Annotated in this window: 10 protein-coding genes and 2 pseudogenes; 5 read left to right on the forward strand and 7 right to left on the reverse strand. The window is 43.2% G+C overall.

Annotated elements, in window-relative coordinates; all coding sequences use genetic code 11:
• The first annotated feature begins 115 nt into the window (after nt 1-115).
• Nucleotides 116-268: a hypothetical protein gene (locus H6G32_RS25400; protein WP_190461469.1), complete on the forward strand. Its 153-nt coding sequence runs from the start codon at nt 116-118 to the stop codon at nt 266-268.
• Nucleotides 269-369: 101 nt separating this feature from the next.
• Nucleotides 370-963: pseudogene (locus H6G32_RS25405) on the forward strand (MFS transporter); the annotation flags it as partial.
• A gap of 736 nt (nt 964-1,699) precedes the next feature.
• On the opposite strand, the gene H6G32_RS25410 reads toward H6G32_RS25405, so the two are convergent.
• The gene (locus H6G32_RS25410) at nt 1,700-3,856 is read right to left on the reverse strand and encodes a polyribonucleotide nucleotidyltransferase (RefSeq protein WP_190463408.1); all 2,157 of its coding nucleotides are present in this window, start codon (nt 3,854-3,856) and stop codon (nt 1,700-1,702) included.
• Between the two features lie 704 nt (nt 3,857-4,560).
• Between H6G32_RS25410 and H6G32_RS25415 the strand changes: the two genes are divergently transcribed.
• From H6G32_RS25415 to H6G32_RS25425, 3 genes are all read left to right on the forward strand, one after another.
• On the forward strand, nt 4,561-7,827 hold the full coding sequence (locus H6G32_RS25415; RefSeq protein WP_190463410.1) for a DEAD/DEAH box helicase: 3,267 nt from the start codon (nt 4,561-4,563) through the stop codon (nt 7,825-7,827).
• Nucleotides 7,824-8,675 (forward strand): SWIM zinc finger family protein, encoded by an 852-nt coding sequence (locus H6G32_RS25420; protein ID WP_190463412.1) that lies wholly within the window; start codon nt 7,824-7,826, stop codon nt 8,673-8,675. The genes H6G32_RS25415 and H6G32_RS25420 overlap by 4 nt, the downstream gene beginning before the upstream one ends.
• A gap of 196 nt (nt 8,676-8,871) precedes the next feature.
• Nucleotides 8,872-9,171, forward strand: a complete 300-nt coding sequence (locus H6G32_RS25425; protein WP_190463414.1) for a CU044_2847 family protein — start codon at nt 8,872-8,874, stop codon at nt 9,169-9,171.
• Nucleotides 9,172-9,740: 569 nt separating this feature from the next.
• Here the strand turns inward: H6G32_RS25425 and H6G32_RS25430 are convergent.
• From H6G32_RS25430 to H6G32_RS25455, 6 genes and pseudogenes are all read right to left on the reverse strand, one after another.
• Nucleotides 9,741-10,184, reverse strand: coding sequence for a type II toxin-antitoxin system PemK/MazF family toxin (locus tag H6G32_RS25430; RefSeq protein WP_199328248.1), 444 nt, complete (start codon nt 10,182-10,184; stop codon nt 9,741-9,743).
• The gene (locus H6G32_RS25435) at nt 10,181-10,420 is read right to left on the reverse strand and encodes an AbrB/MazE/SpoVT family DNA-binding domain-containing protein (RefSeq protein WP_190463415.1); all 240 of its coding nucleotides are present in this window, start codon (nt 10,418-10,420) and stop codon (nt 10,181-10,183) included. Before H6G32_RS25435 ends, H6G32_RS25430 begins: the two co-directional genes overlap by 4 nt.
• A 611-nt stretch (nt 10,421-11,031) precedes the next feature.
• Nucleotides 11,032-11,658: a Uma2 family endonuclease gene (locus H6G32_RS25440; protein ID WP_190463417.1), complete on the reverse strand. Its 627-nt coding sequence runs from the start codon at nt 11,656-11,658 to the stop codon at nt 11,032-11,034.
• A gap of 77 nt (nt 11,659-11,735) precedes the next feature.
• The gene (locus tag H6G32_RS25445) at nt 11,736-11,918 is read right to left on the reverse strand and encodes a PCP reductase family protein (RefSeq protein ID WP_190463419.1); all 183 of its coding nucleotides are present in this window, start codon (nt 11,916-11,918) and stop codon (nt 11,736-11,738) included.
• Between the two features lie 271 nt (nt 11,919-12,189).
• Nucleotides 12,190-13,578: a photosystem II reaction center protein CP43 gene (psbC, locus tag H6G32_RS25450; protein WP_190463422.1), complete on the reverse strand. Its 1,389-nt coding sequence runs from the start codon at nt 13,576-13,578 to the stop codon at nt 12,190-12,192.
• Nucleotides 13,562-13,690, reverse strand: a pseudogene (locus H6G32_RS25455) (photosystem II D2 protein (photosystem q(a) protein)); the annotation flags it as partial. The gene psbC and the pseudogene H6G32_RS25455, both read right to left, overlap by 17 nt.

Consider the following 13,690-nt stretch of genomic DNA (forward strand, 5'->3'; position numbering starts at 1 on the left):
CTCAAGTACTGCTTTTAACTCTTCATTTGGATTAATTAAATTTTGCTGGCATCCATACATTTGTTTTGCCTCCTTACCTGTATGCTAACATAAGTGTGTCGTCATTGTGTCATGTATGACAAAAAAAGAATTACACATTAGAATTACCGAACGCAGAATGAATAAACTGCGGTTGTATGCTGCAAAAAAAGATACAACTATTACCCAAGTTGTAGAGGAATTGCTTGATACTCTACCTGAAATTACAGATATATTACAGGTAGGCTAAAGCCTACCGAGTCGTTTTTCATCCCCGGTCTGAAGTACGGAGTATGGCGCTGTGCGCCTGTTCCTCCGGGGCTTTCAAACTCCCGTCTGTTTCTTGTAAGCAAAGAAGAAGGACTGCCGCGAATATTTTGGATTTATCTCGGTGCAGTAGCTATTATTGCCGCTGGATATGCTGACTTTCCATTGATTGCCTTTCATTTCCAAAAGGAAGGAATTGCTACTGGGCAAATGATTCCACTATTTTATGCTCTAGCAATGGGGGTAGATGCCATAGCAGCACTGATATTTGGATATCTGTTTGATCGCATGGGTATTTATATCCTGATAGTTGCAGCTTTTTTATCATCCTTGTTTGCGCCATTGGTTTTTTTAGGGGATACCCGCCTTGCTCTTTTAGGGATAGCGTTTTGGGGTATAGGTATGGGAGCGCAAGAATCAGTTCTCAAAGCTGCGATCGCCGGAATGGTACCGAAAAACAAACGTGCTATAGCTTATGGAATTTTTAGCACTGGCTATGGTTTATCCTGGTTTTTAGGTAGTGCCTTAATGGGTATTTTATACGATCGCTCAATCACCTTACTAGTTGTCTTTTCAGCCACAACTCAGCTGCTGGCAATTCCCTTCTTTGTCTGGGTGAAATTAAAAGCCAATAGGCCAAGCACTTTACCTAACTCCGTGAGAATGCTCCCGCCATAATCTCTGATTTGGCAGCGAGATGAATCACGGGCGAAAAAAGAAGCATCCTCCGACTATAGCTGAATAAATAATGTCAAAAACTCAACCACCCTCCTCCCGAATCAAAGCTGGCTCTCAATCTCAGTTAGAGGGTGTTTTATAAAAAAGTAGCCTGAAAACCCTGGAATCAAAACCTAAAAACCCAAAAAGTTTTTAGGTTTTGGTGTCTTTTAAGCCAGGGATGAAAGCCAGGTAGGGGATTTATCCCCCAGTGACGTTTGATGTTATGCTATTTATAACAGGAAAGGTAATCAACCTGTATAAAAACCCAACTGCCTAGTGGCAATCTGTACCTTGACAACTGAATCTATGCGGTTCTACTGCATTGTTCTAGTTTCCTCCTAGCAGTAGGTAAAAGATTCATAGGAGCTAGACGAATCAGAATTTTGAAACAAGAAAGTTTCAGTTAAACAGGAATTGCACTCATGCAACTACGGTCGGGCAGACCGAAAGTTAACGCTCGGGGAGAGTCCCACCTCTGGGCTAGATAACGCAAGGAATCTAGTTTAAGTGGTCTCGTTGAACCAAGAATCCCCGTCTATGAGAGAGCGGGGAGTGTCAATTTTGACTTTCCCTAAGAGAGAGGGAAATTCCGTGCCATCACTGAAAAAAATATACAGCGATGCCTACATCAAGGCATCGCGGATTTTAGATTTGCGATTCATCCCTAATCCAAAATCTAAAATCCCCAATCGATTTAACGATTTACTGCCGCAGCTTCACGGGCTGCAACTGCTTGATCTGGGTGGATACCCAAACGTGTCAGATTAATCCGACCCTTGTTGTCAATTTCCCGCACCTTGACAATCACTTCATCACCAACAGCAACTTCATCCTCAACTTTGCCAACGCGGTAGTCAGCTAATTGAGAAATGTGAATCATCCCTTCCTTTCCAGGCAGAAATTCCACAAAAGCTCCAATGGGTATAATCCGGGTTACACGTCCTACGTATACATCCCCTTCGTGCAGCTTGCGAGTCATGCCTTGAATGATGTTCCGCGCCCTCTTCGCCTTGCTTTCATCCACAGCAGAAATTGTTACCGTGCCATCATCTTCGATGTCAATTTTAGCACCAGTTTCCTCGGTGATGCCCTTAATCGTCTTGCCTCCGGGGCCAATGACCAGACCGATCATGTCTGAATCAATCTTGATCGTTAACAGACGTGGAGCATAGGGTGAGGTTTCAGTTCGTGGGGTTTCGATAGTCTGGAGCATTTTTTCCAGAATATGTAACCGCGCTGATTTGGCTTGGTGGATAGCTTGGGAAATCACATCTAAAGACAAACCGGATATTTTCATATCCATTTGCAAGGCAGTAATTCCGGCATCTGTCCCCGCAACTTTGAAGTCCATATCGCCCAAAAAGTCTTCAATCCCCTGAATATCAGTCAGGACTCGGACTTCGTCCCCTTCCTTAATCAGTCCCATTGCCGCACCACTGACGGGTTTGAGAATTGGTACACCAGCATCCATCAGAGCCAAGGTGGAACCGCACACTGAACCCATGGAGGTGGAACCGTTGGAAGAAAGTACTTCCGAGACGATGCGGATCACGTAGGGGAATTGTTCTTTGGATGGTAGCACAGGCAAGATAGCTCGCTCTGCTAAGGCACCGTGACCGATTTCCCTTCTTCCTGGCGCCCGCATCGGCTTAGTTTCCCCGACTGAGAAAGGCGGGAAGTTGTAATGATGCAGGTAACGCTTGTGTTGATCTAGTTGCATGTCATCGTTGAGGTTTTGGGCATCTCCCGGTGTGCCCAGAGTGCAAGTAGATAAAACCTGGGTTAGTCCCCGGTTAAATAAACCGCTGCCGTGGACTCGCTTTGGTAAGACGTCAACTTGACAAGAAACAGGACGGACTTCATCCAGTTTGCGACCATCAACGCGAACGTTGTCTTCAACGATTTGACGCCGCATAAATTGTTTGGTAATTTCTTTAAAAGTATTACCAAGTGCTTTTTTATCAGCCGTTGCGGAAATACGAATTGGGTCGTCTTCTGGCAGTTCAGTCAGCCCAGTGGCGATCGCATCCTTGACTGCATCCAAAGCGATATCTCGCTCTGGTTTGGTTAAATGAAATTGTGCCAGAATTTTCTTAATCTCGCTGCTAGCGCGATCGCGGATGTAGTTTGCCAGTGTCTGGTCTACTTCCGGCGGCGTTGCTTGCACTATTTCCAGACCCAATTCTGCCATTAGGTCTTGCTGGGCTTTGATTAAGTCCCGCACAGCTTCGTAACCAAAGTCGATAGCCTCGATAATATCTCGCTCTGGCAACTGATTGGCCCCTGCCTCCACCATGATCACGCCATGGGGTGAACCAGCAACTATCAGATCCAAATCTCCGGCTTCAATTTCTGCATAGGTGGGATTAATAATGAAATCATCTCCCACTAAGCCCACCCGCACTGCCGCCATTGGCCCATCGAAGGGAATTTGGGCAATCAGAGTAGCAATTGAAGCCCCGGTAACTGCTAGTACATCTGGCGGCACTTGCTCATCCATTGACAGCGTAAAGGCAATAACTTGCAAGTCATCCCGCAACCATGAAGGGAACAGAGGACGTAGGGGACGGTCGATCAGACGGCTGGTAAGAATTGTTTTTTCTGGTGGACGACCTTCACGCCGCATTATCCCGCCGGGAATCCTACCAGCTGCATACAGTCTTTCTTCATAATCTACCGTCAGCGGAAGAAAATCAATGCCTTCTCTGGCTTGCGATCGCGTAGCTGTCACCAAAACAGCTGTATCCCCTGATTGTATCAGAACAGACCCACCAGCTTGGGGCGCTAATAGGCCAACCTTCAGTCGAATATCCCTTCCATCGAAGGATATTGACTTATCAACTTCTGCCATTCAGTTTTTTTTCCTTCTCTTTCGCTATTCTCTCTCTGTGGCAATCCTAACATTTATGCACTATGTCCGGCTTCTGTTACATACAAAGATCAAGAAGCTTAACTAGTCAGTCAACCCAACACACAATATATGATCAAATCCTCTACCAACAGCATATCGGCTAATTTCGCCGCTGAAAAATCTGCTCAATAGTCACCAATCCCAACAACAGCCAAAGTCTAATTGAAGGTATATTAGTTTCAAAGACAAAATTGAGCATCACCGCCTCCTAGCCAAGACTAGCGGCGATCAAGAGTTTTACCTCTCCCCTGAGGTATTCTATCCCCTAAGTCAACAGCCCAGATTGTACAATAAACCTAGCGGGAGCAAATGTGGCTACACCGAACGGTAATGTAGAGAATGTGCCTGCAATGTCTCTATATAAGACCGCACTCATCAAGCCTAACCTGATTATAAGATGTTTTGACCCTCGTAGCCAAACCTCAAATTTCTACCTTTTTACCAGATTTTATGCCGATAAATTGGTTAACAGCCATTATCCCCTAATAATTTTTAAGCTCCGCTTGTAGTTAGCTTTGACACAATTAATTATATTTCCATTTAAATAAATAAAAATATCGGGGAACCAAAATAAAGGAATTAGTCTAAATCATCAAATAAGCAATTTAATGCTTTAATTTGGCGCAAATTTGAGAAATTGACAAATGGCAATTTTACACGGTAGTTGGCTACTAAAAAATCAAAACGGTTGTTTATTTGTGTGGGGAGAAACTTGGCGAGCTTCTCAGGTCAATTCTGAGTCTATTGCATCCAGAGAAATACCACCACACCCCTTGGCAATGACACCAGTTGAATTGAATGCCTGGTTGCACTCGCGTCACACAAAACTTGCTAACTTCATCCAACAACCCCTAGTTGCTGTAAGTGGCGGCAGAGGACGTAAAAGTATAAGTTCTACAGAAAAAACTTTGCCGACCTACGGACATATAATTGCCCTGCCAACTCCTATCCCAGAAAGCCATGAATTCGGGACAACTGCAATTTCCCCCGCTTATTCTGTCACCTTGGACGTTGACGCAAAATCTCCACCACATCTACAACCGTGGCAAGTCGAGGGTTTTTGTCTCAATCCCACCACAGCAATCAAATTTCTCGCCGCTCTTCCCTTGAGTGTAGCTGACGGCGAGGATGCTTTTTTGGGAGGAGATTTACGCTTTTGGTCTCAAGTTGCCCGCTGGAGTTTAGACTTAATTTCACGGTCTAAGTTTTTACCAACCATCCAGCGGCAATCAGATGGTTCTCTAGTTGCTAAGTGGCAAGTTCTCCTAGACAGTGCTATGGACATTACCCGGCTGGAAAAATTGGCGGCGAAAATGCCCCCAGCTTGTCGCACCTATCAGCAGGAATTGGGGACTCTTGACTGGGGACAAGAGGAAATGATGGAAAAAATCTCTTCCCAATCACTACTCTACATAGACTTCCCCACCGAACCTCAAGAATTATTGCTGGGCTTTCTCAACAGTACAATAGATGCCCAAGTGCGGGAAATGGTAGGTTCCCAACTGCCAATCGAAACCAAGATAATGGCATCTTTACCATCTGCGGTGCGGCAGTGGTTGCAAGCCTTAACTAGTGAAACCAACACAGTCAATGCAGATGCCATTGGAGTCGAACGGCTAGAGGCGGCGCTGAAAGCTTGGACAATGCCATTGCAATATCAACTAGCAGGAAAAACTCTTTTTCGCACCTGTTTTCAACTGCGTTCTCCAGAGTCTGGACAAACAGATTGGATTTTGGCGTATTTCCTCCAAGCGGCAGATGATCCTAATTGTTTAGTGGATGCAGCAACTATTTGGCAAAACCCTGTTGAGCAACTAGTCTATCAAAATCGCATAATTGAAGAACCCCAAGAAACATTCTTGTGGGGTTTGGGGTTAGCTTCTCGATTGTATTCCACCATCTCACCCAGTTTAGAAACCCCATCGCCCCAAGAGAGTCGCCTCACCGCCATCCAAGCCTATGAATTTATCAAGTCCGTTGCTTGGAGATTTGAAGATAGCGGTTTAGGGGTAATTTTGCCTCCAAGTTTAGCAAACCGTGAGGGTTGGGCAAACCGTTTGGGTTTGAAAATTGCCGTCGAAACACCAAAGCAAAAACAGGGACGTTTAGGATTGCAAAGTCTGTTAAATTTTCAATGGCAATTGGCAATTGGTGGGCAAACAATTTCTAAAGCCGAGTTTGATCGATTAGTAAAGCTGAATAGTCCACTGGTAGAAATTAACGGCGAATGGGTGGAGTTGCGTCCCCAAGATATTAAGACAGCCCAATCATTTTTTGCCTCCCGTAAAGACCAAATAGCACTGTCTTTAGAAGATGCTTTACGCATTAGCAATGGTGATACTCAGGTGATTGAAAAATTGCCAGTGGTCAGCTTTGAGGCGTCTGGGGCATTGGAAGAGTTAATTGGGGCGCTAACTAATAATCAGTCCATTGAACCTTTACCCACACCCGCCAGTTTCCAGGGACAATTACGACCTTATCAAGAACGAGGCGCAGCTTGGCTAGCCTTTCTAGAACGTTGGGGATTGGGTGCTTGTCTCGCCGATGATATGGGTTTAGGAAAAACCGTCCAGTTCATCGCCTTTCTCCTACACCTAAAAGAACAGAATGCACTGGAAAACCCAACTCTATTAGTTTGTCCCACTTCTGTTTTAGGTAACTGGGAAAGGGAAGTAAAAAAATTCGCTCCTACACTCAAAGTATTGCAATATCACGGTGATAAACGCCCCAAAGGTAAAGCGGTTGCAGAAACAGTCAAAAAGTACGATTTAGTTATTACCAGCTACTCACTGATTCACCGAGATATTAAATCATTAAAGAGCATTTCTTGGCAAGCAGTTGTATTAGATGAAGCCCAGAATGTGAAAAATTCCGAAGCGAAGCAATCCCAGGCAGTGCGACAGTTACAAACTACATTTCGTGTAGCTTTAACGGGGACACCAGTAGAAAATAGACTGCAAGAGTTGTGGTCAATTTTAGACTTTCTCAATCCGGGATATTTGGGCAATCGGCAATTTTTTCAGCGGCGGTTTGCTATGCCAATTGAAAAGTATGGTGATGTGGCTTCTTTAAATCAATTACGTTCTTTAGTACAGCCTTTTATTCTGCGACGTCTGAAAACTGATCACACCATCATTCAAGACTTGCCAGAGAAGCAAGAAATGACCGTATTTTGCGGACTCAGTCCGGAACAAGCGACACTTTATCAACAATTGGTAGAAGAGTCTTTAGCAGAGATTGATTCTGCTGAAGGATTGCAACGTCGGGGGATGATTTTGGCTTTATTAGTCAAGCTAAAACAAATCTGCAATCATCCAGCGCAATATTTAAAAGCAGCTACATTAGACTTACATCATTCAGCCAAACTTCAGCGGCTAGAGGAAATGTTAGATGTGGCTTTAGCAGAAGGCGATCGCGCTTTAATATTCACCCAATTTGCCGAATGGGGTAAGTTGCTTAAACCCCATTTAGAAAAACAACTAGGAAGAGAAATATTGTTTTTATATGGTAGCACCAGCAAAAAGCAACGTGAGGATATGATTGACCGTTTCCAACATGACCCCCAAGGGCCACCAATTATGATTTTGTCTCTAAAAGCAGGGGGAGTAGGACTAAATTTAACCAGGGCAAATCATGTATTTCACTTTGATAGATGGTGGAATCCGGCTGTAGAAAATCAAGCCACAGACCGAGTATTTCGCATTGGTCAAACTCGCAACGTGCAAGTGCATAAATTTGTCTGCACTGGCACTTTAGAAGAAAAAATTCATGACATGATTGAAAGTAAAAAACAACTAGCAGAACAAGTTGTTGGTGCAGGTGAAGATTGGCTGACAGAAATGGATACAGACCAACTCCGCAATTTATTACTACTTGATCGCAATGCGGTAATTGACGAGGATGCAGAATGACTAATCAAAACTCTTTGGGAACCCTTCAAGCGAGTAGAGAATGGTGGTCACAACGGTGGCTTGATTTGTTAGATTCCTATCGCTTTAAAAAGCGTTTGGAACGTGCGAGAAATTATTCCCGTCAGGGAAATGTTTTGAGCATTGATTTTAAAGGTGCAAAGGTATTAGCTAAAGTACAAGGTAGTGAAGTGGAACCTTATAAAGTTTCTCTTTCTCTTGAACCCTTTAGTGATGAAGAGTGGGGTTATGTAATTGAAACTATGTCTAAAAGGGCAATTTTTGCTGCTAAGTTATTGGCGGGAGAAATGCCACAAAATATAGAAGAAGTTTTTACAAGTAACGGTCTTTCGTTATTTCCTTTTACCCTATCTGATGTTCAGAGTAAATGCTCTTGTCCTGATAAAGTAAACCCTTGTAAACACGTTGGTGCAGTTTATTATCAGTTAGGCGATCGCTTTAGTGAAGACCCCTTTGTTTTATTTCAGTTACGCGGACGCACGAAGGACAAAATCATCAGGGATTTACGGAATTTACGCAGTACTAAAAATGTAGAATCTCCCCAATATCAAACACCAACTCTTCAACAGTCAATTCCTCAAAACCAATACGCCATAAAAACTGAGTCCTTTTGGCAATATAATGAACCCCTAGAGTCTTCTTTGGTAGTAATTGTGCCTTCGGGCAACGAGACGGTATTAGATATATTGGGTACAATTCCCCTAGCTAAAGAAGAGGAAAATATAGTAAATTTACCATCTAGTGATGTAGTAATGAAGTATTTAGATACGGTTTACAAAGATGTCAGCCAGAAGGCTATTTTAGCAGCCATGAACGTGGGAGGTAGTTAAGCGGTTAACAGGATGCAACTGGCATGGCTTTGTAGGGTGCGTCAGATATGGAAAATCTGTTGATTGTTAGCGAATTATCGACTCTGACGCACCCTACAATCTTACATTGAGTGTGACACCCAGCTTTAGTCCTACTTAATTTAAAATTCCATAAAATTCCCATTTACAACACCAGAATTATCCAGTCAAATACAACATGGAATTCCAAACCAGAATTATTTCGGTAGAACTTGCTGATGGTACAAATATCAGAGTTGAAGCTACGCCACTTGATGAACGCAAAGTGATTTTTGCTACCCGACCTTTTAAGGAAGTTACAGTTGCTATTGAATCCTTAACCAGGGAAATTGCCGAAGCATTGCAGACAGTTAAGCCAGATAGAGCTAGTGTGAAATTTGGTATAGATATTGGTGTTGATTCTGGTAAGCTTACACCTTTACTGGTTAAAGGTACTTCTACAGCTAATCTGGAGATTACTTTGGAATGGGGGAATTAGAGGTTTTTGTCTCACCCAGAGGTGCTTTCGTGGCGGAGAGGAACGCAAGAGTATTTTACTAGAGGCGGTTTTCTCTCATTGAAACCCTGACACCAGATAAAGAAACTTCTCAACGCACTCTTATAAATGCTAAAATATTTCCTAGACAGGGAATAGTTTTCATTAATTAACTTTCACAATTAAAAGCCACAGATAACAGCTAATGTTGCTGATTTTGAAAAATTTGCTCGTAGCTATGAAGTCCATGCTGGGATAATATTTATTTGTGATGGTGATTTACTCAGAAATGAGCAAATTGATATTGTCACACAAGCTGTTACTGCTATAGATGAAGAATTAAAAGCTGGATTTGATATGGTCAACCGCGTTCTTTATATTGCACAAGACGGCACTAAAAGGTTTGAAAATTTATCTTCTAATATACGGGAAGAAGAAAAGATGTAGTAGGGTGCGTTAAACTAGTTAAACACACCCTTTTTAACTAGATGCGATCGCTAACTATGATTGCCTGGTCGGAATTATCTTGTATTAATGTTTGCAGAGTTAAATCTAAGTCCTCTATTTTATTTTTATAAAATTAGAGGCTCAATTCTTGCTTGTACTTCTTCAATTAAATCCTGTTCAACCGTTTCTACAAAAAGCACTTTTCTAGTAGTCCAAGATAGTGATTTAACTTGATCAGCTAGTACTACACCAGTAGTCTTTAATCCCTCAGTCAGTGGAACTTCAAAGCTAAGACCTTTTGTAGAATTAGTGATTGGACAAACTACAATTAAAGAAGCCATTTGATTGTATTCAAATGGTGACATAACTAAAAAGGGGCGATAATCCATCTGTTTATGTCCCTTCGGCGCTATTTCCGCGTTAAGCGTTTCAGCAATGTCCTCAAATGACATTCCTGAGTTTTTCAAAGCTAGTATGCGTTTAATTAAATCAACTGAGACTGGCTTTGCTGTCCCACAATTTAATTTAACAATGTCACCTCTGCCGGGAACGTATGGAGGACTTATCAAACTTCATTCCCCATAGAAATTCCAGTATCTATTTCAGGATGAAATTTTTCGGGAGTCATCCCCTCCAGCAATTCGTTAAGTGTATATTTTTTGCGCTTTTTGGGTGTAATTACAAGACTATTACCAGACATACTAAAAGTTACGTCTGTTCCTTCTTTTATCTGAAGTTGTTCTGCCCATGCTTTAGGAAGCCGAATAGCTAAACTGTTTCCCCATTTGGCAACAACTGTAGTCATAGTTACCTTCAAATATTTTCCAGAAAGTTCAACGCCCAAAACCAAAGCTTTATGAATTTAAAGCGTTTACTCAATGGTATACTGTATCTACTTTGAATATACAATATTTGAAATTAAACTTCAAGCCCTAAGAGGATGTTTGAAAAGTCTAATTTATTACTAGCCCTGGCGACTATAAGTCGCGCGCCACATGCTTCAAGTCGGCGGAGCCGACGGCAGTCGCTTTATGCAGGCGTTCCCGTCCACCGCGCTGCCTCCCCAACGCAGTGGCTTGGCTACACAGACAAAACCCACCTCCGTGGGTTAGAAAACCCTTGATTTTGCGTTAGTCCACGGAGGTGGACAATGCTAGTGTAGTAGCGTTCGCGAAGCGTGCCGGAGGCTCTATTATATTCGCCTAATACTTTTCAAACAACCTCTAATACCACAATAGTAAAAATGAAATTATTGTAGGGTGCGTTAGGCGCATATTTCGATGTGATTTGTCACAAAAAACATAATCAAAGCGTCTAACGCACCATACTGGCGTGACACGCCTTAAATGTTGATCTATGCGAAACCCAATATTTATATAAATAAGTCTATCTTGCTGCTTGCTTACGTTCTCGATTTCACTTCTCACCCTTCACCCACTCTCGCACCGCCCGCCGGATTGCTCGTCTACCATTTGCCCGATTTTGCTCAATTAAATTTGGTAATTCCCGAATTTTTAAACTTGGAAATACTAAACTTTTTTCTGACTCCACATATTCCCCATCTTGCAAAAGATAAATCTTCAATTCACCGGAATCATAACACCAAATTTCTGGTACACCTAAACGAGCATAAATTGAAAACCGATTTAAAGACTTACTAGTAACATCAATTTCTAAAGCTAAATCAGGTGGGGGATCTCGTTGTAAATCGAAATCTAACCTCCCCCTAACTAATGCTTCATTTTGAAAATAAAAACAATTATCTGGTTCCACCCCAGCCATTTTGCGTTGTTGTTTCCAGGTAGTTGATCCCAGACTTGTATAGTCTAAATCCAACTCTTCAGCCATATCTTTAACTGCATCGCTAATTACTTCTTTATAATCTTCGTGTTCTGGTAAAGGTGTCATAATTTCCAAAGTCCCATCATCATAAGCAACCCTAGCAGCACGACTTTCTCCCAAATCTTGCAGAAGATTTTCAAATTGTTGCCAGCTAATGTTGTAAAGCATGACTCTATCAGCACGATTTTGAGCAATTGTCATCTTTATGACTCCTTCAAAGAATAATCTAGATAGAAAATCACCCTCACACCCATAATTTAAACTTTTTAACTGTCTCCCTATTGTCCAAACTCTAACCTAGCTTGGTCAACCAATTCCCCTGTGACAATGTCTTGTCCTGCTTGACGTGCTAGTTGCTCAATTCGCGCTTTAGCTTGGGCGCGAACGAAAAAAGGAATATTCTGCAATTTTGTCTTAGCTTCCGTTGTCCATCGCAAAGCATCAAAATTATAGTTCTGCATAATTACCTCATCAAGACTCTGCGCCTCACCGCGCGTCCTTAGCTACCTGGTGCGTTTAAAATAAAGAACTAGAACTTACGCACTGTAGAAATTCATCCTAATTTTAGGCTTTTTTAATGGTGTTCTGATGCGTCTCTTTACGCATCCTACCTGTAGCGTGCTGTCCAGCACTAAATTCGATTTTCTCACATCCAAAAACAAAAAAAGCTCTTGCTTTGACACAAGAGCCTAGAAACCATTTGATTGTCAGTGATGAAATTTTACTTGCAACCTAGTCGAGGTCGCCCATGAACATCGCTGGCTCAGTCTCACGGTTAATACCTTTCTCAAAACCACCAGCAGCTGCGCGGGCGCGGCCAGCGTGCCACAGGTGACCAATGAGGAAGAAGAAACCTAATACAAAGTGAGAACATGCCAACCAAGCACGAGGAGACACGTAGTTGAAAGAGTTGATTTCGGTAGCCACACCACCCACAGAGTTCAAAGAACCCAGAGGAGCATGAGTCATGTATTCAGCAGCGCGACGAGCTTGCCAAGGCTGAATATCATTCTTGATTTTTTCTAAATCCAGACCGTTAGGCCCACGTAGAGGCTCCAACCAAGGGCCACGGAAATCCCAGAAGCGCATGGTTTCTCCACCGAAGATAATTTCACCGGTAGGAGAGCGCATCAAGTATTTACCTAGACCTGTGGGGCCTTGTGCAGAACCGACGTTAGCACCTAAGCGTTGGTCACGGATTAAGAAAGTCAAAGCTTGAGCTTGAGAAGCTTCAGGGCCAGTAGGTCCGAAGAATTCGCTTGGGTAGGCGGTGTTGTTGTACCAAACCATGATGGAGGCGATAAAGCCCATCAGGGAAAGAGCACCCAAGCTGTAGGAAAGGTAAGCTTCACCAGACCAGATAAAAGCACGTCGTGCCCAAGCAAAAGGCTTGGTGAAGATGTGCCAAATACCGCCAGCAATACAAATTAAGGCAATCCAGATGTGACCACCGATCAGATCCTCCATGTTATCGACGCTGACAATCCAGCCATCGCCACCGAAGGGAGACTTGATCAAATAACCGAAGATCACCGCTGGGTTGAGTGTTGGGTTGGTAATGACACGAACATCACCACCGCCTGGTGCCCAGGTGTCATACACACCACCAAAGAACATTGCTTTGAGAACCAACAGGAGCGCACCGCATCCGAGGATGATCAAGTGGAACCCGATGATGTTGGTCATCTTGTTCTTGTCTTTCCAGTCGTAACCAAAGAATGAAGAGTATTCTTCTAAGGTTTCTGGGCCACGAACGGCGTGATAGATACCGCCAAAACCCAGCACGGCTGAGGAAATTAAGTGAAGTACACCGACAACAAAGTAGGGGAATGTGTCGATAACTTCACCACCAGCACCAACGCCCCAACCTAAGGTGGCGACGTGAGGTAGCAGAATCAAGCCTTGTTCATACATAGGCTTTTCTGGAATGAAGTGAGCGACTTCAAATAAAGTCATCGCTCCTGCCCAGAAAACAATCAAACCAGCATGGGCTACGTGAGCACCAAGCAGTTTACCAGATAGGTTGATCAAACGAGCGTTACCAGACCACCAAGCGAAACCGCTTGATTCTTGGTCGCGTCCACCGCCTAAAACCGAAGTGCTATTAGAGAGCGTTACCACGAGGCAATACCTCCTCAGGGAATACAAATTGTTCGTGGGGCTGATCTTGAGGAGCCATCCAAGCGCGGATCCCCTCATTCAGCAAAATGTTTTTGGTATAGAAAGTTTCAAA

It is taken from the genome of Cylindrospermum sp. FACHB-282, from assembly GCF_014697195.1.
Taxonomy (GTDB): Bacteria; Cyanobacteriota; Cyanobacteriia; order Cyanobacteriales; family Nostocaceae; genus Cylindrospermum.